Origin of the sequence: Photobacterium ganghwense, assembly GCF_017329545.1 — a bacterium.
Classification (GTDB): domain Bacteria; phylum Pseudomonadota; class Gammaproteobacteria; order Enterobacterales; family Vibrionaceae; genus Photobacterium; species Photobacterium ganghwense.
This window is the reverse complement of the sequence record NZ_CP071326.1, coordinates 1,675,432-1,697,063: the sequence shown is the minus strand read 5'-3', so window position 1 is coordinate 1,697,063 and position 21,632 is coordinate 1,675,432. Positions and strand designations below refer to the sequence as shown.

17 protein-coding genes and 1 pseudogene are annotated in these 21,632 nt (G+C 49.1%); 12 read left to right on the top strand and 6 right to left on the bottom strand.

What is annotated here, in order from left to right; all coding sequences use genetic code 11:
* Positions 1-90: 90 nt before the first annotated feature.
* A complete protein-coding gene (gene ebgR, locus FH974_RS23780) occupies positions 91-1,077 on the bottom strand; it encodes a transcriptional regulator EbgR (protein ID WP_207103854.1) in 987 nt (328 codons plus the stop codon).
* 389 nt (positions 1,078-1,466) lie between these two features.
* Here ebgR and galE point away from each other — a divergent pair, with 389 nt between their 5' ends.
* From galE to FH974_RS23760, 4 genes and pseudogenes are all read left to right on the top strand, one after another.
* Positions 1,467-2,477 (top strand): UDP-glucose 4-epimerase GalE, encoded by a 1,011-nt coding sequence (gene galE, locus FH974_RS23775; RefSeq protein ID WP_207103853.1) that lies wholly within the window; start codon positions 1,467-1,469, stop codon positions 2,475-2,477.
* Positions 2,478-2,556: 79 nt separating this feature from the next.
* Positions 2,557-3,648: a UDP-glucose--hexose-1-phosphate uridylyltransferase gene (locus FH974_RS23770; protein WP_207103852.1), complete on the top strand. Its 1,092-nt coding sequence runs from the start codon at positions 2,557-2,559 to the stop codon at positions 3,646-3,648.
* A 125-nt stretch (positions 3,649-3,773) separates the two neighbouring features.
* A pseudogene (gene galK / locus FH974_RS23765) lies at positions 3,774-4,937 on the top strand (galactokinase); the annotation flags it as partial.
* Positions 4,938-5,124: 187 nt separating this feature from the next.
* The gene (locus FH974_RS23760) at positions 5,125-6,246 is read left to right on the top strand and encodes a galactose-1-epimerase (RefSeq protein WP_207104265.1); all 1,122 of its coding nucleotides are present in this window, start codon (positions 5,125-5,127) and stop codon (positions 6,244-6,246) included.
* 113 nt (positions 6,247-6,359) lie between these two features.
* Here the strand turns inward: FH974_RS23760 and FH974_RS23755 are convergent, their stop codons facing one another.
* The gene (locus FH974_RS23755; RefSeq protein ID WP_207103850.1) at positions 6,360-7,376 is read right to left on the bottom strand and encodes a LacI family DNA-binding transcriptional regulator; all 1,017 of its coding nucleotides are present in this window, start codon (positions 7,374-7,376) and stop codon (positions 6,360-6,362) included.
* A 298-nt stretch (positions 7,377-7,674) separates the two neighbouring features.
* Here FH974_RS23755 and FH974_RS23750 point away from each other — a divergent pair, with 298 nt between their 5' ends.
* The gene (locus FH974_RS23750) at positions 7,675-8,745 is read left to right on the top strand and encodes a cellulase family glycosylhydrolase (protein ID WP_207103849.1); all 1,071 of its coding nucleotides are present in this window, start codon (positions 7,675-7,677) and stop codon (positions 8,743-8,745) included.
* A 69-nt stretch (positions 8,746-8,814) separates the two neighbouring features.
* On the top strand, positions 8,815-10,203 hold the full coding sequence (locus tag FH974_RS23745) for an MFS transporter (RefSeq protein WP_242551922.1): 1,389 nt from the start codon (positions 8,815-8,817) through the stop codon (positions 10,201-10,203).
* 426 nt (positions 10,204-10,629) lie between these two features.
* Here the strand turns inward: FH974_RS23745 and FH974_RS23740 are convergent, their stop codons facing one another.
* Positions 10,630-11,634 (bottom strand): substrate-binding domain-containing protein, encoded by a 1,005-nt coding sequence (locus FH974_RS23740; RefSeq protein ID WP_207103848.1) that lies wholly within the window; start codon positions 11,632-11,634, stop codon positions 10,630-10,632.
* A 183-nt stretch (positions 11,635-11,817) separates the two neighbouring features.
* Here FH974_RS23740 and FH974_RS23735 point away from each other — a divergent pair, with 183 nt between their 5' ends.
* From FH974_RS23735 to FH974_RS23720, 4 genes are all read left to right on the top strand, one after another.
* Positions 11,818-12,150 (top strand): tRNA-binding protein, encoded by a 333-nt coding sequence (locus tag FH974_RS23735; protein WP_047886253.1) that lies wholly within the window; start codon positions 11,818-11,820, stop codon positions 12,148-12,150.
* Between the two features lie 805 nt (positions 12,151-12,955).
* Positions 12,956-13,732, top strand: a complete 777-nt coding sequence (locus FH974_RS23730; RefSeq protein ID WP_373689514.1) for a transporter substrate-binding domain-containing protein — start codon at positions 12,956-12,958, stop codon at positions 13,730-13,732.
* 73 nt (positions 13,733-13,805) lie between these two features.
* Positions 13,806-14,753 (top strand): amino acid ABC transporter permease, encoded by a 948-nt coding sequence (locus FH974_RS23725; protein ID WP_047886251.1) that lies wholly within the window; start codon positions 13,806-13,808, stop codon positions 14,751-14,753.
* A gap of 19 nt (positions 14,754-14,772) precedes the next feature.
* Positions 14,773-15,498, top strand: coding sequence for an amino acid ABC transporter ATP-binding protein (locus FH974_RS23720; protein ID WP_157038327.1), 726 nt, complete (start codon positions 14,773-14,775; stop codon positions 15,496-15,498).
* Positions 15,499-15,768: 270 nt separating this feature from the next.
* Here FH974_RS23720 and FH974_RS23715 read toward each other — a convergent pair whose 3' ends face one another.
* Together FH974_RS23715 and FH974_RS23710 are read right to left on the bottom strand one after the other, a co-directional pair.
* Positions 15,769-17,559, bottom strand: coding sequence for an ATP-binding protein (locus FH974_RS23715; protein ID WP_207103847.1), 1,791 nt, complete (start codon positions 17,557-17,559; stop codon positions 15,769-15,771).
* Positions 17,556-18,695, bottom strand: a complete 1,140-nt coding sequence (locus tag FH974_RS23710) for an SIR2 family protein (RefSeq protein ID WP_207103846.1) — start codon at positions 18,693-18,695, stop codon at positions 17,556-17,558. The genes FH974_RS23715 and FH974_RS23710 overlap by 4 nt, the downstream gene beginning before the upstream one ends.
* Positions 18,696-19,200: 505 nt before the next feature.
* Between FH974_RS23710 and FH974_RS23705 the strand changes: the two genes are divergently transcribed.
* Complete coding sequence (locus FH974_RS23705) at positions 19,201-19,578, top strand: hypothetical protein (RefSeq protein ID WP_207103845.1); 378 nt, start codon at positions 19,201-19,203, stop codon at positions 19,576-19,578.
* A 410-nt stretch (positions 19,579-19,988) separates the two neighbouring features.
* On the opposite strand, the gene FH974_RS23700 is transcribed toward FH974_RS23705, so the two are convergent.
* Positions 19,989-20,507 (bottom strand): outer membrane beta-barrel protein, encoded by a 519-nt coding sequence (locus FH974_RS23700; RefSeq protein ID WP_207103844.1) that lies wholly within the window; start codon positions 20,505-20,507, stop codon positions 19,989-19,991.
* Between the two features lie 205 nt (positions 20,508-20,712).
* Here FH974_RS23700 and FH974_RS23695 point away from each other — a divergent pair, with 205 nt between their 5' ends.
* Complete coding sequence (locus tag FH974_RS23695) at positions 20,713-21,594, top strand: LysR family transcriptional regulator (protein WP_207103843.1); 882 nt, start codon at positions 20,713-20,715, stop codon at positions 21,592-21,594.
* Positions 21,595-21,632 lie beyond the last annotated feature (38 nt).

The following is a 21,632-nucleotide window of genomic DNA, read 5'->3' as shown; positions in this document are numbered from 1 at the left end:
TTTTATCAATGCGTTACATGGTGTTTTTGTGGTTTGTTCAGGCGTGTTTAAAGGCGTACAGGGTACGCCTTAATCACTTACCGTATTGGTTTACTGACGTGTTGTATCGCGCAGTTTCAGCTGGCTCGGCACATAGACCTGCAAGGGTAATGTCCGGCCATCACGGTTTTTCTCGACAAGCAGATTGACCCCCTGAATTCCCATCATCTCGGAGTGGATACGCACTGTTGAGAGGGAAGGGTAGGTAAACTTGGCGGTTGGGATATCATTGACGCTAATCAGCGCAATATCGTCGGGAATCGCCAGACCGTGCTCGTGAATTGCACGCAACACGCCGATGGCAATTGAGTCGGAAGCGATAAACAGCGCTTGCGGCCAGTGTCCTTTCTCCAGCATGGTTTTTGCCAGATCGTAACCAGAGGCACTGGAAAAATCACCGCGATAAATATCGTCTGGGCTGACCACCCCTTTCAGCACACCGTACTCAGCAAATGCTATTTCCCGGATATCTGGGGTGTTTGGCGCATCTTCGCCACCAATAAAGCCAATTCGGTCATAGCCTTGTGCGATAAAAAAGTCGGTGATTTCTTTGCTGATACGCGCCAGGTCAATATCGACGGAGTCGTAAATGCAGTCGAGATCCGTGCAATCAATAAAACAGATATTGTCGGTTAGCTTCTTGGCTTGTTTGAGGACGGCAGGTTTGTTTCTGCCGATTAGGAGAACGCCTGACACCTTGTGCGGCGCGTTATCCATTACCCCGTCATAACAGTTTGTCAGGGTGATCCCCAGTTTGTCGCACTGGGTTTCAATACCGTGGCGGATCGACAGGTAGTACGGATCATTCACTTCCGCAGCTTGCGGGTAATGGTAAATGGCCAGAAAGTGGTGCTGCTGGTGTTTGCCTTGCACATTTTTCTTGGCGCTGATGGTTTTGTATTCCAGTTTTTCAGCAATTTCGAAAATACGGTGCTTGGTTTCTGCTTTGACATTCAGGGTGGGATCGTCATTGAGCACCCTGGAAACGGTGGCCAGCGATACCCCCGCCTCAGTCGCAATATCTTTCAGTGTTGCCATTGTTACTCTTTCCTGTTGGCAAGCTTCTTATCGGAAGTCGTCATGAATCTACCGTCCCCATTGTAAACAATCCGATCCCGGATGCACGATTTTTTAGTAAACCGGTGGAAACTGACCGCAAAATGCCGCTGTTTGTGGCCGGAGGTCGTTGCCTGTCGTCGGGTATGGCCTGGTAGTCCTTGTGGTTAGCGTACCGCTTCAGGCGAACGGCTGTTCTGGGGTAATGCACCTCTTTCACTAAAGCGATGATCTCTGATGGCTTAGTGATGACATTTGATTGAATTTGTGGAAACGTTTACACTATGCGTGTTTGATCACGGATCGATCCTATAACGGCTTGCTAGACTTTCGTCATATCGCGAATAAACGGCAATCGGAAGAGGTGAGGCGTGAAAGTATTAGTGACCGGCGGCATGGGGTATATCGGCAGCCACACATGTGTGCAGTTAGCGGAAGCGGGGATAACGCCAGTGATCGTCGATAACCTGAGTAATGCAAAAGCTGAGGTGCTGGCACGGATTGAAGCGCTGACAGGTATCCAACCTGATTTTCATTTGGGTGATATCCGGGACGAGGCTTTTCTGGATTCGGTGTTTGCAGCTCACGACATTCAAGCGGTGATTCACTTTGCCGGACTGAAAGCGGTGGGAGAGTCGGTGGTTAAGCCACTGGAATACTACGACAACAATGTAAACGGCACGTTGGTGCTGGCGCGCAGCATGCGAAAAGCCGGGGTGAAATCGCTGGTCTTCAGCTCATCAGCGACGGTATACGGCGATCCTGACTGTGTTCCGATCACCGAAGATTCACCGACCGGCGCAACCACGAACCCGTATGGCCGCAGTAAATATATGGTCGAGCAGTGCCTGTCGGATCTGTATGACGCTGAAAATGACTGGAGCATTACATTGCTGCGCTATTTCAACCCGGTTGGCGCGCACGCCTCTGGCACGATGGGAGAAGATCCGCAGGGTATCCCCAATAACCTGATGCCGTTTATTGCGCAGGTGGCGGTCGGGCGTCGGGATCACCTTTCAATTTTTGGCAACGACTACCCGACCCCAGACGGAACCGGAGTGCGGGATTACATCCATGTGATGGATCTGGCTGATGGTCATCTCGCCGCACTCAGAGTTGTCGGCAAGCAACCCGGTTTGCATATCTACAACCTTGGCACGGGGAAAGGATCCAGCGTGCTGGAGATGGTCAAGGCATTTCGCCTTGCTTCGCAGCAGCCGATTCCCTACGAAATCTGTCCGCGTCGTCCTGGGGATATCGCAGAGTGCTGGGCAGATACAGGCAAAGCCGAACGTGAACTGGGCTGGAAGGCCACCCGGACGGTAGCCCAGATGGCGGCAGATACCTGGCACTGGCAGTCACAAAACCCACAAGGGTACTGATCGATTTCTTTGCCGTTTTTTCCTGATGAATTGGCTTCCCAGCTCTTTATTGAATCGCCTAGCCTGAGAGAAACCCGAAATGACACACACTGAGTTTAACCCTGTTGATCATCCGCATCGTCGCTATAACCCGCTGACCGGGCAATGGGTGCTGGTCTCCCCTCACCGGGCCAAACGCCCCTGGAGTGGCCAGGATGAAAAACCGTCCACAGAAGCTCTACCGGCTTACGATAGCGGCTGTTTTCTGTGCCCGACCAATACCCGGGTATCGGGGGATGTGAATCCGGACTATGCCGGAACCTATGTGTTTAACAACGACTTTGCCGCCCTGATGACGGACTCGCCGGATGCTCCGCCATCCGACAATCCGCTGTTTAAGACACAAGGGGTACGCGGCCTGAGCCGGGTTATCTGTTTTTCACCCGATCACAGTAAAACCCTGCCGGAACTGTCACTGGAAAGCCTGCGTGGCGTGATTGATACCTGGGATACCCAGATTGAAGAGCTGGGTAAAGAGTATGTTTGGGTACAGGCGTTTGAAAATAAAGGGGAGGCGATGGGCTGCTCTCAACCTCACCCGCACGGTCAAATTTGGGCAAACAGCTTTCTGCCGAACGAAATTGAGCGTAAAGACCATAACCTGAAAACGTACTATCAGGCACACGGCACCAACCTGCTGCTTGATTACGTTCAGGCCGAAATGCAGGACGGCGCCCGGACTGTGGTCGAAACGGAGCACTGGCTGGCGGTGGTACCGTATTGGGCTGCCTGGCCATTTGAAACCCTGTTACTGCCTAAAACGCACATTCGCCGCATGAGTGAGCTGAATGCCGCACAGCGTGATGATCTGGCTCTGGCGCTCAAGAAACTGACCAGCCGTTATGACAACTTATTTCAGTGTGCTTTTCCATATTCCATGGGGTGGCATTATGCCCCGTTTTTTGAAGCCAATGACCCGGAAGGCAAGCCGAATACGCACAACACAGACCACTGGCAGTTGCATGCCCTGTTTTATCCGCCGTTGCTACGCAGTGCAACGATCAGAAAATTTATGGTGGGCTACGAGATGCTGGCTGAAACTCAGCGCGATCTGACGGCTGAGCAGGCCGCCCAGCGATTGCGAGATGTGTCCGATGTGCATTACAAGGCCGTTGACGCGGATAACCGCTGAACGACCGCACTCTTGTTATTCATGCTTTTGATGTAAAGCACTTTTGTTTTTAAGCAATGTTGTTTCAACACATTTTTTGATTTCAGCCCGTCAGATTTTACGACGATGTAGCAGAGAACTTTTGTATGACTGATCTTATTCACACAGTAAATAACGCGTTTTCTCAGGTTCTGGGTTATGCCCCTACACATTGGGTGCAGGCGCCGGGGCGGGTCAACCTGATTGGTGAGCATACTGATTATAATGACGGTTTTGTGCTTCCTTGCGCGATCAATTACCAGACCGTTGTGGCCGCCGCCAAACGCGATGACAACCGGGTTCGGGTGGTGGCGGTTGACTATGGAAACGACACGGATGAATTTGACCTGACTCAGGATATTTCCTTTCAGCCTGAAAAAATGTGGGCGAACTATATCCGTGGCGTAGTCAAATGCCTGCTGGGACGTGGTTTTCAGCTTGGCGGTGTCGATATCGCGGTCAGCGGAAATGTGCCGCAAGGAGCCGGGTTGAGTTCCTCTGCGGCGCTCGAAGTGGTGATCGGCCAGACCTTCAAAGTGCTGTATAACCTTGAGATCAGCCAAGCTGAGATAGCGCTCAATGGCCAGCAGGCTGAAAACGAATTTGTGGGGTGTAACTGCGGCATTATGGATCAGCTGATCTCGGCGGAAGGGCAGGACAATTATGCCCTTCTGATTGACTGTCGCAGCCTGGAAACCACACCGGTTCCAATGCCGGAAGACATGGCGGTGGTGATCATTAACTCCAACAAACAACGCGGACTGGTCGACAGTGAATACAACACTCGCCGGGCACAGTGCGAGGCCGCCGCCAAGATTTTCGGAGTGAAAGCCCTGCGCGATGTTTCTCTTGCGCAGTTTGAGGCGTGGCTTGAGTCTCAGAAAGCGGCGCAGGCAGAGGTGGATCCACTGGTGGTCAAACGGGCGCGACACGTGATCACGGAAAATGCCCGTACGCTCGAAGCGGCGCAGGCTCTGAGTCATGGCGACCGAGTTCGAATGGCGCAGCTGATGGCGGAGTCTCACGCGTCTATGCGTGATGATTTTGAGATCACAGTGAAGGAAATTGACGCCTTGGTCGACATTGTTAAAGCCGTGATTGGTGAAGAGGGCGGTGTGCGTATGACAGGTGGCGGTTTTGGCGGCTGTGTGGTTGCGTTGATGCCGCCGGCGCGGGTGGATGATGTGATAGCTGCAGTTAGCACTCGCTACCCGCAAGAAACCGGCCTGAAGGCTTCCGTGTATGTCTGCCAGGCTAAAAATGGCGCAGGGGAATGTGTGAACCTTGAATCCGCGGCTGATACGGCGCGTGTATCCGCCTCTGATTCAGTGGCAGCGGCACAGGAGTAACGCGATGCAGGTTTCATTATCAACATCTTTATTGACGTCAGGCTCAACTTCCGGCTCGGCCTCTGAATTCACCACGACCTCAAGCTATCTGGTTGCCGTGGAGCAAGCGATGATCCGCTCGCCTGCTGCTGACGGGCAACCTGCCCGGGTGGTTCATCTCACTAACCCAAACGGCATGACCGTATCACTGATGGATATCGGGGCGACTTGGCTGAGCTGCACGCTGCCCGTCAATGGCGAGTGCCGAGAAGTGCTGCTTCGCTCGCCGGACATGGCGGCGCACTTGCAGCAGAGTGCCTACTTTGGTGCGATTGTCGGCCGTTATGCGAACCGTATCGGCGGCAGCCAGTTTCGTCTGAACGGTGTGCTGTTCAGGATCAGCGCCAATGAAGGGGGAAATTCACTGCATGGTGGGCAGCTCGGATTCGATAAGCGGCGTTGGGATATTACCGGGCAGAGCGCGCAAGCCGTGACGTTCCGGTTGTATTCTGAAAACGGTGATCAGGGGTATCCCGGTAATCTTGAGGTCGCCGTTACCTACCGGTTGACCGACGACAATGCAGTAGAGATTTCTTATCAGGCTGAAGGCGATCAGGATTGTCCCGTCAACCTGACCAACCATGCTTATTTCAATTTGGCCGGAGCGGGCTCTGGGGCTAAAAGTCTGGATCATGAACTGCAACTGCACGCCAGCTATTACCTGCCGACACGACCTGATTTGATCCCGACGGGAGCGCATCTGGCGGTTCAGGGAACCAGTTTTGATTTCACGCAGCGAAAAACCATCGGGCGGGATTTTCTCTCAGAGCCGGATCAGGTCACCGCTGGCGGGTATGATCATGCCTGGCTGTTTGATGCCGCGCGCTGCGATGGTCAGGCTGTTGTCGCTACGCTGATTTCACCGGATCAGCGAGTGACTATGCAGATGGCGACGACAAAACCGGCTGTGCAGTTTTACGCTGGCAACTTTTTGGCGGGCACGCCGGGAGCGCTTCCTCAGAACAGCGCGGCGGTGCATGACGCTGCAGCAGCTGATTTAGAGGACGATATTGAGACTGACAAAGAGAAAATGGCCGTTCAGCATTATGAGTATCAGCAACATGACGGGTTGGCGCTGGAAACGCAGTACCTGCCGGACGGACCTAACCATCCGGAATGGGGCAGTTGCAGCGGTATTTTGCTTGCGGGTGAACCTTATCAGCACCGTACCGTTTACCGATTTATCTATTAGTCGTTGCGGTTGAGCCGCTGAAGCTTAGTCGCCGAAGCTTAGCCGCCGATAGTGAGTCGTTACAAAATACAGAAACGCCCGGTGTAAGTAAACGCTTACGCCGGGCGTTTGTTTTACTCAGATTTTGAGGGCATGGCCGTCGGCCGCTGTGAAGAGCGGCGGATGATAAGCTCGCCTTCCACTTTTCGTCTATGCGACAGAATGGGCTGCTGATTGAGCAGCGCCAGCAGCGTTTCCACCGCCTGTTTGCCCATGTCGGCATAAGGGAGTTCGACGGTGGATAACGCCGGAAAACTCTCAGAAGCTATTTGCTGGTTGTCATAACCCACCACTGCAATATCCGTCGGAATTTTCAGTCCTTTTTCTGCAATGGCCTGATAGCACCCCATGGCCATGTAATCACTGCTGCAGAAAATAGCCTCAGGCGGGGTATCCAGCTCAAGCAGCTCGATTGTCTGCTCGTACGCTTCTTTCAACGACCAGTTCGCTTCCCGTATATAACGTGCGTTGGGCATGATGTCAGCATCAATCAGCGCCTGACGGTAGCCGTCGATGCGCTGTATCGCCGCCTGCATCCAACTTTCACCGGCCAGCATCGCGATTTTCCGGTAACCCTGATGGGTCAGGTGTTGCACGGCTTTGTAAGCCCCGATCATATCGGCCGGCAGAATGGCCGGTGTGGTGTCATGATTCTCACTCACGCAGTTCAGCAAGACCGTCGGAATCGTGGCCTGTACCCGCTGGTGTTCAAGGTGCCGGGTCATACTGGAGGCATAGATAAGCCCGGCATAATCGCCACTGTTCACTTCGGATTCGATCTGAGACGCCAGCACTTCATCATGGCTGTAGTTAAAGGTGACCAGTACATAATCATTCTCCCAGGCTTCTTCCCGTGCACCATTAATGGCATCGATGAAAGGGTCGTAGCTGGTGAGCCCGTTGAGGACAAAAGCAATTTTCTTCGGCCGTCCCATTGCGTGGGCAACTTTCTTGTTTTGGTAACCGAGTGTCTTCGCGGCCTGCAACACCCGTTGTTTGGTGGCCTCTGCAATTTTGACTGACTGCGAATGATTGAGTACGAGCGACACGGTTGACTGAGACACGCCCGCCTCGGTCGCAATGTCACTCATGGTGACTTTCTTGTTTCTGTTCATGATGACGGTACTGGGTAATATCTTGACTAAAGATATTAGCTAATTGTGGTACAGATTGCACTCTCTCCCCGCCTTGCTTCCTTACTGTTCTGAATCCTGTCCGACAAGGATCACAGATTGATCTTTATGGTGGCTGATCAATGTGACTGATCGCACAAGCCGCTTCTTTGACACTGGTGGTCAGCGGGTTAATAAATATATTAGCTAATAATATTAGCTAATATATTTATTGGTTGATTCATTCGTTTGATCGCATCGTGAAAGAGGTAATGAAATGCAAAAGTGGTCTGAAGAACGCGCATGGCAATGGCAGGCTCAGCATGGTTGGCTGAGAGGATTTAATTACTTGCCGCGTACGGCCGTGAACTGGACGGAAATGTGGCAAGCCGAGAGTTTCGACCCGGCTGTTATGGAGCAGGAACTGCGTTGGGCATCGGATGTGGGCTACAACACACTGCGTACCAATTTACCTTTTATTGTCTGGCAGGTTGACCAGGATGGACTCCATCAGCGCATTGATCATTTCCTCGATATCTGTGAACGCAACCAGATCAAAGTGATGCTGACCCTGATGGATGACTGCGGTTTTTCCGGAGACCATCCGTATCTGGGAGAACAGAAAGCCCCGGTACCGGAGTTGCACAACAGTCAGGCGGCCGCCAGCCCTGGCCGGAATATTGTGATGGATATGGCACGTTGGGATGAAGTGGAGCACTACGTCCGGGACATTATTTCGGTCTACCAGAACGATTCCCGCATCGTCATTTGGGATCTCTATAACGAGCCAACCAACCGGATGATTTTTACCACCGACGGTGAGGTGGCATTCGATGAAGAAATGGAACGCTTCAGCCATGCGCTGATGGAAAAAGCCTTCGAGTGGGCACGAGATATCAACCCGACTCAACCGCTGACCGTCGGTGCGTGGCATGCCCCGAGTATTTTGGATCGTCACCTGCCGGTCTACGAACATCCGACTGATCGCCGTGCCTTGGAGCTGTCAGACATCATCACGTTTCATGCCTATCTGCCACTGGACCTGTTCCATCGGGCGGTCGATGTCGTGAAAGCGTATCAGCGCCCGATGATGTGCACTGAGTGGCTCGCGCGTCATGCGGAGTCTCACCTGCATGAACAGCTCCCGCTTTTCAAAGACATGGGGATTGGCTGCTATCAGTGGGGGCTGGTGAAAGGGAAAACACAAACGCACCTGCCGTGGCCTGAAATTAAGCGTAATGACAGTAATTATGCCCGTTGCTGGTTCCACGATTTACTGGACGAAAACGGGCAGCCTTATGACGAATCGGAAGTGACATTGATAAAAACACTCGCAGAAGTGGAATAACAGGGTGTGAGCCGGTCCTGCGTAACGGGTCGGCTGACAAAATATAATGCACAAAACAGAGACGTGAAGATGACAACTGTACCCAATACACTGACCCACCGGGAGCTGATGTCCTATTTTGGATATGGCGTCGGTCAATGCTTCAGCTTTGGCCTGGTCGGCTCCTTTATTCTGTATTTTTACACCGATATTCTCGGTATATCGCCGATTGCCGCCAGTACCATTTTCCTGATTGCCCGGGTGTGGGATGCGGTCAATGATCCGCTAATCGCTGGCTACATGGATACGCTGGAATCACGCTTTGGCAAATTCCGCCCCTACATGCTGTTTACGCCTTTCCTGATTGTGTTGGTGACGGTCGCATCGTTTTACAATATTGATGCCGATACCTCGACCAAGGTGATGTATGCCGGTATTACCTATATTTTGTGGGGAACCTTATACACCATCTCGGATGTGCCATTCTGGTCAATGTCCGCAGTCATGACCGATGAACCGCAGGAGCGTGCCAAAGCGGCGACCTGTGCCATGCTGGGGGTGAATGCCGGGATTGGCGCGACACTGGTGATTTTTCCTAAGCTGAGTGCATATTTTGCCGATGGCCGTACTGATCAGGGCTATCTTCCGGCAGTGCTTGTCCTGATGCTGGCGGGGCTGCTGTTTATGCTGAACGGTTTTTACAATACCCGAGAAAGGGTCAAAACATCCGGTTGCGAAAAAGTCACCCTCAAGCAGACTTTCCAGGCGGTTCGCAAGAACAAACCGTTGTTTATCATTTTGGCCGCCTTCTTCATGAACGTGTTCTTTAACATGGTCAACGGGCTGTATGTCTTCTTCTTTACCTACAACCTGGGTGATGCCGGACTGGTTTCCCTGATAGGTACGATCACTCTGGTCAGCGCGATTGCCTGTCTGGCGACGCCGATGCTGACCAAGCGTTTCAGAAAGCGGGATATTTTTATCGCTTTGTGTGTTCTGGAGATTGTGGCGCGGATCGGTTTCTATCTGTCAGGCTACGATAATCCAACGGTCGTGATGGTCTGGCTGTCTGTGATTACCGCCATCTTCATGATGACGAACCCGCTGATCTCCGCCATGATTGCCGACACTGTGGAATATTCTTACTATCACAGCGGGAAGCGCACGGCGGCTATTACTTTCTCGGGACAAACCTTCACCGGTAAGCTGTCGGTGGCGGTAGCAGGCGGGTTAACCGGTATTGTGCTGACGATGATTAACTATGTTCCCAATGCTCAGCAGACGGAGACGGCATTAAACGGCTTGTTCTTCTGTATTGCGCTGTTACCGGCGTTGGGCGCGCTGATACGCATTTTTATCATGTCGCGTTACACCTTCACAGAAGATCAGCATGCCATTTTGCGGGATAAGCTGAGTCGCGGAGAATTTGCTGAAGGGGTAAGGGTTGAATCCCGTCCGATGAAAGAAGTGACCAGCTGATCGCCTGAGTCACAGAGTGAGGGGGATATCGATGATGTTCTCCTCACTGTTTTTGCCACGCGGCTTATTTCCTGCTGTTTAATGATTTACTGCTTAATGATTTACTGTTTAGTGATTTGTTGTTTAATTATTTGCTGTTTATTTCTTGTTTGTCATTCCTCACTAGTCCTCACACCCTTCGCGACTCTAGGCTTCTCTGAGTTTTACACCGCGGTATTTTTTATCGCCCAAAGCTCATTGCCAAAGAGTTCTTTGCACATAAAATTACCCCCCCCAAAAAAAATAAACCAGCCAGCCTGCGATGAACGCTGCTTAGCAGGGCGGCTTGTTTCTGTCTTGGTGATTTCTGTCTTGGTTATTTCTATTTTTGGGGAGGTATCTTCGAAGCCTTAATCGTATGGCCTGTGAGAAGTCCGGTGCGGTGACTTACCCCACCCGGGTAACTGAATCACGCCGTACCACGGTCGGGGTAAACCGCATGGTTGCGCCAGCGGGCTGAGGGGCGTCTTTCGCCAGTTGCAGTGCCAGCGTGGCGGCATGCTCGGCCATCATTTCAATCGGGTAGCGGATGGTGGTCAGGCGAGGGGAGAGATAGCGGGCGATTAAACCGTCATCGAACCCGACAATAGACAGTTTGTCGGGGACCGGTATTCCGTTTTCCTGCGCGACGGAAATGACCCCGGCAGCCATGTTGTCGTTGTATGTTACCAGCCCCGTCATTGTGACTGACTTGGTCAGTAGCTCGGTCATTGCCGCTTCACCCCCTTCACTGTCCGGCGTTCCGCGTGCGATATAGGTTTCAGGCAGATGGATATCATGTGCGAGCAGTGCTGCCCGGTAGCCCTGAATGCGCGCATCGGCATCTTCAATATCATGGTTAGAGCTGATGCAGGCGATGTGGCGGTGGCCGTGGCGGATCAAAAACTCCGTGGCCAGATACGCCCCTTTAAAGTTATCCAGAGAAATACAACGATCGGCGATTTGCTCGATGTGGCGGTTGATCAGTACCAACCCTTTCACTTCCTGCGCATAGCTGCACAGCTCTTCATCCGATAAGCCTTTGGCGTGCACGACCAGTGCATCACAGCGGTTGTTGATCAGCAACTCCAGAGCCTGACATTCATCCTGTGCGTTGTGATAGCCATGGCCAATCAGAATATGTTTGCCGTTTTGCCGGGCGACATTGTCCACGGCTTTGACCATAGTGCCGAAAAAAGGATCGGACACATCACCAACCAGGACGCCGACGGTATTGCTACTTTGGCTGACCAGGGCTCTGGCGGTGGCATTCGGGCGATATCCCAGCTTTTTCATCGCCTTGGTAACCGCTTCAATGGATGATTTGCCCGCTTTAGGGGACTGATTGATCACCCTTGAGACGGTGGCGACTGAAACCCCGGCCTCGCGGGCAACATCTTTGATCGTTGCCATGTTTTACCTCTGCCATGCTGTTGGCAGCAATTAAACACCCTATGTGTAACTATGGCAATGAGGGATCAGAGTAATTGGTATAAATGCGATCTTTACCACTTATGAAATCTACAGTTTCTGCTAATGTAAACGTTATCTTTTACTAAACTTTACTTTTTGTTTTACTTTGTCAGGAGCAAGCCAATGGAAAAGATTGCGTATTCAGATTTTGCCAAACTCGATATCCGTGTCGGTAAGATCATTGAAGTGGCCCGCCATGCCAATGCCGACAAGCTCTATATAGTCCAGATTGATGTGGGTGAGCAAACCCTACAGACCGTTACCAGCCTGGTACCGTACTACACCGAGGACGAGTTAATGGGCAAACAGGTTGTCGTGCTGTGTAATCTGCAAAAAGCCAAGATGCGAGGCGAAACGTCTGAGTGCATGCTGCTGTGTGCAGAAACTGATGATGAATCGGAAAGTGTTTTGCTGACCCCTGAGCGCGCTATGCCTGCCGGTGTGAAAATTGTGTAATGGTAACCTGATGTTGAGGGGTGTTGCTGCTAAGGGCACATGCCCTTAGCAGTTGTGAGTGTTTTATTAACCCTTTTCTATCAACCAGTTATCTATCAACCAGTTTTCTATCAATTAGTGTTTTATAAACTAGGGCTTTTTAAGTCTGCTGATTTTCCTATGTATTGTCGGCATGTCTTTTTCAGTAATGCCCTTTTAAGTCGTCTCTTTTCATTAATTCCCTCAACATCCGTCCCCTGTTCATCATCGGCCTTTTTGACCGTGTTCTTTTTGTGAGTGCTCTGTTAGCACATGATCTTTATGGCCAGCGTTACTCTCGCTAGGCTGTGCTGCTCATCGTGCTCGTAGTACCCATCTTGTCCATTGTACCTAAAGCTTAACGGGTGTTTGATCTCTCCCGCTGACTTGGTTTATGTCTCGACTGTCTTATGGCTCGACTGTTTCATGGCTCCTGCGTTGAGTTCTTTCTCTGGTGATCTCCCGATTTTTTCCTGTATTTGTCCCAAACAGTGTCTGGTTTTGCAAATTAAACTAAAAAATCATACTTTGTGAATTTTTATTCTCATGGGTTGGTGTGCTAGTCTTGTCTTTAATGTGAAAATTTTGTACTGAATGTGATTTATTACTAACCACAATATGCTGATTTGGTATTGGCTTGGTGGGTTCGAGTTGGTGGTTTATTGTTCGATTGTGTTTGAGTTAACGGGATTTTATTTGTTATAACCAAGCAAGTATCAGCGTGATACATTGCAATTGGACTCATAAGAAGGATACAAGGATGTCTGTACGTAAATTTGTAAATGGTATGGTTGCCACTTGTGCATTAATAAGCGCTTCTGCATCGGTTTCGGCCGGCCCGATTCTGGATGATATTGCTAAATCAGGCGAGCTGCGTGTGTGTTTCGATGCCGGTTATATGCCGTTTGAAATGAAGAGTAAAAATGGCTCTTACGTCGGGTTTGATATCGATCTTGGCAAGATGATGGCTCGTCAGATGGGAGTGAAATATGTACCGGTGAACACCGCGTGGGACGGAATTATTCCGACGCTGCTGACTGGCAAGTGCCATATGATCAACGCAGGGATGACCATCAACGCCCAGCGTAACATGCGGGTGAACTTTGCTGATCCGTACATCGTGATTGGTCAGAGCATCCTGCTGAATCCTAAGCTGGAAGGCAAAGTGACCAGCTATAAAGATTTGAATAACGGCCAGTACACCGTGGTGACCAAACTGGGGACGACAGGCGAGCAGGCGACCAAACGTATGCTCAGCAAAGCCAAGCTGAATGTGTTTGAAACGCAGGCCGATGCTGCGCTGGAAGTGGCCAACGGTAAAGCCGATGCACTGATTTATGACATGCCGTTTAACGCCATTTACGCGGCTCAGAATAAGGGCAAAGTGGTGCACCTTGAGCAGCCTTTTACTTATGAGCCTCTCGGCTGGGCAATTGCGCAGGGCGATTCTGACATGCTCAACTTCCTCAATAACTTCCTGCGTCAAATCAAAGGCGACGGTACTTACGACCGTATCTATGACAAGTGGTTTAAAGACGACAGCTGGCTGAGCCAGGTGCAGTAAGACCACGGCGGCTGGCTTTGGTCAGCCGCTCCCCGTCAGTGTTCTGTTCTCCCAACGCCTAAGGAAGATGTATATGATTAGGACGACCAACCGCTGGCTCTGGCACCTTGTTTCAGTAGTCATCGTCGGTGCACTGATGCTCGGTATTTACCAGGCATCACAAAGCATAAATTACAACTGGCAATGGCAACGGGTGCTGCCGTTCATTGTCGATACAACCCCGCAGGAATATCGGGCACAGGGTGACGGCACCGCAGTGATCAACCCGGATAATTCCATCACCATTAATTTTGACTACAGCGACGATGCCCAGCACATCGCAAAATATGATGAGCGGCTGGTTCAGCAGGGGGATCTGGTTTTTGAAGGTGACGTGCTGGCACGCAGTGACCAGTGGACGATTGGCCCGGTCACACTGGGGTTATGGGTCACGCTGAAAATATCGGTGCTGTCGCTGTTTTTTGCCATTATTCTCGGGCTGGTGGCCGGGCTAATGCGCATTTCTCATAATCCAGTGAGCAAAAATCTGGCATTTCTGTACGTCGAAATTATACGGGGTACGCCGCTGCTGGTGCAGATATTCATTGTGTACTTTTTCCTTGGCACCATCTTTGAGCTGGAGCGGTTCACCGCGGGTGTCGTTGCCCTGTCGATTTTCACTGGCGCCTATATCGCCGAGATTATCCGCTCCGGGATCCAATCCATTCCGCCGGGGCAGATGGAAGCCGCCCGCTCGCTGGGGATGAGCTATCCCAAGGCGATGCTGTATGTGATTTTGCCACAGGCTTTTAAGCGGACTCTGCCACCAATGGCCGGCCAGCTTATTACGCTGATTAAGGACTCCTCGCTGGTGTCGGTGATCTCCATTACCGACCTGACGAAAGCCGGGCGGGAAGTGATCAGCGGTAGCTTCGCCACGTTTGAAGTCTGGTTTGTGGTGGCGGGACTGTATCTGGTGCTGACAACCAGTTTGTCGTGGGGTGTTCAACGGATTGAAAAGAGGCTGGCAAGCAGTGACTAGAAATTATCAAGGCGATGACATGATCGTCGCGACGAACGTGAACAAGATTTATCCCAACCAGTGCCATGCTCTGAAAGATGTCAGTGCGACCATCAAGCGCGGTGAAGTCGTGGTCATTATCGGGCCATCCGGCTCAGGGAAATCAACGTTTTTGCGCACACTGAACCAACTGGAAGTGATCTCGTCCGGCGCGATTCAGGTGGATGGGATGGACATGTATGCCAAAACCACCAACATCAATGATCTGCGTGCGAATGTCGGTATGGTGTTCCAGTCGTTCAATTTGTTCCCTCACAAAACGGTGAAAGGCAACGTCATGCTGGCGCCGGAAAAAGTGCTGGGGCGAAAAAAGGCGGAGGTTGAGCTTGAAGCAGAAAAGCTGCTGAAGCGAGTGGGGCTGGGCGATAAAATGAATGTATTTCCGTCACAACTCTCCGGTGGTCAGCAGCAGCGGGTAGCGATTGCCCGGGCGCTGGCAATGAAGCCGGATGTGATGTTGTTTGATGAGCCAACGTCGGCACTCGACCCGGAAATGGTCGGTGAAGTGCTGGATGTGATGAAAGATCTGGCCTCAGACGGGATGACCATGGTGGTCGTTACCCATGAAATGGGCTTCGCCCGTGAAGTGGCTGATCGGGTGTTGTTTATGGAAGACGGCGAACTGCTGGTCGGGGATACCCCGGAGCATATTTTTGATACGCCTAAGCACCCACGCCTACAGCAGTTTTTATCCAAGCTTCTGTAAGCCAGTTTTCTGCTGGCCTGCGAAGCGCTTCAATATGACACCCTCCTGAAAAACCAAGGGCGGACAGCACTGTGTCTGTCCGCCCTTGTCTACTGACTTGTCAGTCATCACCGCTATAAAGAAACGTGAAAAAATTCAGAAAGAAGCGCAGAGCTGTATGAAATTCGTCCGTTTTATTTCCAAGATGCGACTAGATTTGGCAGGCCGCTCTAGATTAGTTTTTACCCCAAAACGTGTTGGCAACTAGTAAGGAATCCATATTGGACTAATTCAGAGCCAAGTAGGCACTTCCTCGGTCTTAACTGACCAAAGGTTCTCCAAGAGAACGTCATTACTGTCTGGTTTGCTGTTATCGCTTAACTCATCCACTTGGATCAGCATAGGCAAATCAAACGAAGTACCAGTGATAATACAAGAGCCTCTTGATAGGTTTGGAATCAATGAGCGAGAAACAGAATCTAATGTACTGATGGTGTTATCCAGCAAGAACAAGTCACGGTCATTAACTAAACGATGGATAAAGAAATTGTGCAACTGAGACATGATTGTTGCTGATATATCCGCAGGTCGTTGGCTTGATAATGTAAGGAAAATACCGAACTTACGACCTTCCTTAATCAATTCCTCAAACAACTCTAAACGATAGTCTTTCCAGTTAGCCTGTTCACGCACTGATTGCTGAGAAAGGATGTTATGTGCTTCATCGATGATTAGGTGCAGCGTCTTTTCTGGTGGGCTTTGCTTAACCTGTTTTTTGTGAGAATTGTAATAGTGCTTCGTGACAAGAAGGGGAATGATTTTCTTGACGTCTTGGTTGCAATTACGCAGTGAAATGACGGTTAGTGCTTTATCATCAGTCGCAACACTTGTTTCCACTTTAATCACCTTAGACAACCCTCCTAGTGAGGATTCAGCACGCTTTAATAGAGGTTGTATGTGATCGAATTGAACGAAGTTGTACATCAAATCATTAATTAACTTCAATTTGCACAGGATTTTAAATTCCTGAAATGCATCAAGGACATTAATCTGAATACTATCAACAGTATTTTTTAGGTGGATGTCGTATTCAGATTCACCATTAAAAAACACTTCATTTCGGTTGTTTAACAAGAGTTTATATTTGCTTCCGTGCCAACATACCTTATCGAGTAATTTTGCATTGTTGGTGTTTTTGAGGACACTTTTTATGAGGTCGAGCACTTCGGGTTTTTGAGATGATGAAGTAAAGCAGAACTTAATAGTGTACTTTAAGTAACTTAGAGCACTCGCCTTACCTGCACCGTACTTTGAACGCCCTTGCAGAACTCGATTAATGAAAGGTTTCTGTGTATTGGTGGTGGCTTGGAAAAGAATTGAAAGCGTCTCTGCATTCCAGAATTCATCTTCTGCCAACGGGAATTGATCGACTGCTGTATTCGTATTCAGATCGATTGCGTTTTTCTTATCCAACGATACGATTTGATCTTTGATGTACTCACCGTTGAAATCAAGTAAAACAAACTTACTGATAGGTTTGATTTGATCATGTTTTTCATCAAATAGGGTAGTGAATAGTTTCGTCAGAGTATTCGATTTACCGCTACCAGTGTTACCGAAAATACCAATATGGGTATTAAAGAGTTTCTGCCAAGGTAGTGATATTTCAATTCCTTCTTTTAACAATGAACCAATGCAGAAATTTGATTCAGCACTAGATGAGTAAACCGTTTTTAAGACTTGCTCAGGCAACAGGAATGCAGGATCACGGATTAACGGTAAGAACTTGATACCTTCGAAGAACTTTCCATTTTCAATGTAGCCAATAGGGCGAACATGCACTTTTCGGACATACTCGATTTTATCTGTGTTCTCTTGGAAGCGTCTTTCATCTAAGTACTCACCCTCAACGATACACACAATGTCACGGAAACCACGCTGAATTGAAACGTATTCTCTGATAGAGATACCTTTGTATCGCTGACCTTCATAGAAAATTGTGTCTTTGTTTGATGTCTCATCAACAGTCAACGTAATTTGAATACCATTTACTGCTGTAACCTCACCAATAAAGATGCTCATGCGTCATCCTCACCAAGTGTTAAGACATGAGAATTGAAGTAAGTGAAATCTAATGCTTCGCCTTCTTCATGGACAACGTACTTGATGTTATTGAAGTCAGAAAAATACTTCTGTAACTCAGGGATTATGGTTTCTCTGTAGCAACAGATGTATACCTGTAGAGTAGGGTTCGTTAGGGAACGCTTAATCAAGTTCCTGATGTGCTCATCTGCAAAAGAGAACCCGAAGGCAATCAATACGCTATTAGGTTTCTCTAACTCGTAACTGAGATGACGCAGCATTTGGTAATAGTGTTCTTCAAATACTGTTTCGTGGAACTTCCATTTTGTAGGGTTCACGATAGGTAACTTTTTATATTCCCTGTAGAAGTTATCTTGTATGCGTTCAAATTCTGCTTCGTTATCGTCATCTATTGTCATTGAACACAATTGCTCCACAGTGTGAGAGCCACTTTCTAGCATCTCTTTAAAATCACCGTAGTACATACTGTCGATTGATGATTCAGAAACGATTTGACCCGCAGAGGAATAATCAACGAGGATAGAATCGTTGTGCTTACGCCAAAAAGCCGAACCATGAAGATGGATAAGATTAATCTGTCGTTGGACTTCTTTGTTTCTGTCGAAAATACCTGATTCAGTAGTCATGCAATCGAAGTTACGAGCCTCAACGATTTTCTTATGGAAACCACGAGAGCCATCATTAATGTTAAATCGAATGGATTTTTCTTCGTAGAGTTTATCTGCTGCATAGGCAAGGCAGGAATCGTAGTTCGTGGTGAAGAAGTTGATCTTTCTATCGTAACTTCGCTTTCGACGAAGTATTTCGAGGTTCAATTTCATGAACTTCTTATAATTATCGATGACGACTTGCTTGCCACCTTCTAAGTTGGTGAAGTCAACAGAACTAACAGGCTTGATGCATTCCTCGTAGTAATACATGAACAGCAAGGCTTTGAGGTGTTTAGCATCAATAGAATCGAACTCAGTAGCCAAAGTTTCAATTGTTTCCCATTTTCCCTCAGTGTGCATGTTCAACGCAAGAGTAGGGAATAGACCTGCTGATGCGCCTGCACCAATCAAATAGTTTATGTTCTTGTCGTGTAGGTCGTTCAGATCGATTTTGGAAGTCGGCATAGGATCGAATGCTCAGATAATTATTAAATTTGTTGATAATCAATTTTTGTACAATTGAGATTATCGGGAAATGAAATGACGGTCAATTCCCGATAAGTAGTGCGGATTTAGTAGGGGAGTGATTAATCATCTACCATTGAAAATGGAGATCTTCATCTGGTGTACTTTAATGATTGACCTAGTCTTATCATTGAAAGGAAAATTGATTACATCTGTATCATTAGTTCGAATCTATTAAAGAGGTCAATACGACTCCTTTAATAGTTGTAGTCGTGTATTCACTAACTCAGAAATGTCCATTAATCTTCTAGGCCACTACAGATTCGCTTGAGAGCGCTGAGCCTATAACCATGCTTTTTGCATTCGCTGATTGGTAAGTTCTGTTTCTCTATGTGCTCAGTATCATATTGGCCGCGGTCACCCAGCTTTCAATGTCTATTAAGATAGTATTTTGCTGGAAAACGCGCATAATCTTGCTATTCAACACCCAAAGAAGAAATTATCTATGACTGATTTTCAATATTACTTTCATCAATTCCCTTGTTTTAGCTGTAAAAAAACCACGGTTAGCACTGATCTTGGTTGGTTAACGCCTGCGATGAAAGAAGATGTCTTAGCGCAAGTGGCGGCGATTCTCGCGCAAGGTAACGTTGAAGCAGATTTTTCGGTGAACGTTACGTGTACGACTAAAGAAGAAGCGCGTGAGTACTTATTGCTGAATTTCTACGGTTACTCGGAAGAAGAACTAGCGGATCAAGTTGAGGCGGATGATGAGCAAGAAGTTGCGGATGAAATTGCTGAGCTGCTGGCTGAAGGTAACGATGTAGCAGTCTTTGAACACGAAATCGCACTACAAAATTGTACTGATTGCGACGTTGGTTAAGAGTTAAACCAAGCGTAATAATCAAACTTAAACATGTGCGTTATACGTAACATGATGCTCTTTTTATGAAAGGCGTTAGCAGAGTAAGGTTTGCTAACGTCTTTTTCGTTTCTGCGGTTTGTCGTCAAGTACAGGGCAGTTGTTGCTTTTTTCCTGTCGCAACCTCCTATACCTGAGATAACCCATGAAAGGCGAATTTCGCCAAAGAACTAACGCGGTTGTGTCCGGTTGTGAGTGACGATACCTGCCAAGTGTGACTCACTGCGAATGGGTAAGATCGAGCCTGAGCGTCTACAGCTAAGCAAGATAAGCTCAGCTGCATTGAGCCAGTTAAGTTGAACGAGGTTAAGTTGAGCGAGAATATGTCTCGGGGGAAATTTGCGGATGAACAGCATGTTATCTGCACCGTATCAGAACTTCAGTCCGATCCGTAGGCTGATAAGATCAAGCTGTGAGAACTGGTAGCTGAAATTGACATTGATGTGGTTGATGAAAACGAAGCGTCCACCGAGTCCGAATACGCCTTGGGTATCGGTCTTGTTTTCTCGAATCAGGCTACATTCGCCGTTAGTACACACTTCTTCGGTCAGTTTGGTGTCGCTGTACACTCCGCCGAACATTACGTAGGGCTTTATCGTCAGTTCATCGTGTAAACGGTACGGCAGCCCGACTTCGAGATTTGCTCCGGTGCCCAGGTAATCTACCGCTAAATCGTCTTTGGCATAGGCAACAGACAGGTTCATGCAGAGGAAGGCATTAAAGTCATACCCGATATTGAGTTCCATGCCGTGTGTCTTAAAGCCATTACCGTTGATGGCAATAACCCCAATGTCGCCATGCGCCCCGGTGAAATAGTCTGAAGACCAGGCGACAGTTGACCATAACGGTGTTGTTGATAGCAGTACGGCAACGCAAACCCGTTTAAACATTATGACATCACTCCAGCTCCCCCATAAAATTGTGACACATTGTCATAAAACTTCTGTGTTTTTCTTAAGATCACCGTAAGGTCGAACCACTTCTTTAGCCGCTGTAGCGGATGGCACTGCTAGGGCTAGTCATCGCTGCGAAGGATGGAATCCGGGCTGACTTTTGCTATAAATGAGAAAATCCTGTTTTTGTTTTGGAGCTCTCATGCGTACCCGATCGGATGATCTGGAAATTTTTCTTGCGGTGGTCGACAGTGGCGGTTTTTCTGCGGCGGCGGAAGTGCTCGATATTCAGATTGCGCGGGTTTCCCGGGCCGTCAGTAAAATTGAATCTCAGCTGGGGGTATCACTGTTGAACCGCACTACACGGCGGGTAGAGCTGACCGATGAAGGCCGCCAGTTTGTCAAAACGGTGCGTGCCGGGCTGCGACAATTGCAACAGGCGGAAGAAGAAATCGTCAGCCGTGGTGAACTGCCCAAAGGCCGGTTGCGGGTGGATGCCGCCAGTCCGTTTCTGTTTCACCAGCTGGTTCCACTGATTCAGCCTTTTCGTGAAGCGTACCCGGATATTCAGCTTGAACTGACCTCGAATGAAGGGTTTGTTGACCTGCTGGAAAAACAAACTGATGTCGCAATTCGGATCGGTCAGCTGACTGATTCCACCCTGCATGCCCGGCCTATTGGTAAAAGCGAACTCTATATCGTCACTTCACCGGAATATGTGTCCCGCCGCGGTTGCCTGCATCATCCCGATGAGCTGGAAGGGCATGACTTAATTGGCTTTAATAGCCCGAAAAATCTGAACCGATGGCCGCTGTCGGGTGGGGTGGAAATTGAGCCGACCATTGCTGTCAGCAACGGTGAACTGGTAAGGCAACTGACACTGGCAGGCAATGGTATTGCCTGTCTGTCGGGGTTTATGGTGAAAAAAGACATTGAGCAAGGGCGGCTGATCCCGTTGTTTGAATCGATCAAAACCGGCAATACCGGGCGCGAGCAAATCAATGCCGTCTATTACAAATCTTCCTCGGTCGCGAGACGCATCTCTGCCTTTATTGAGTTCATTCAGCCACGTCTGTCGCTGTAGCGATTATTGCATTTATCACAAAAATCATTTGTGATAAC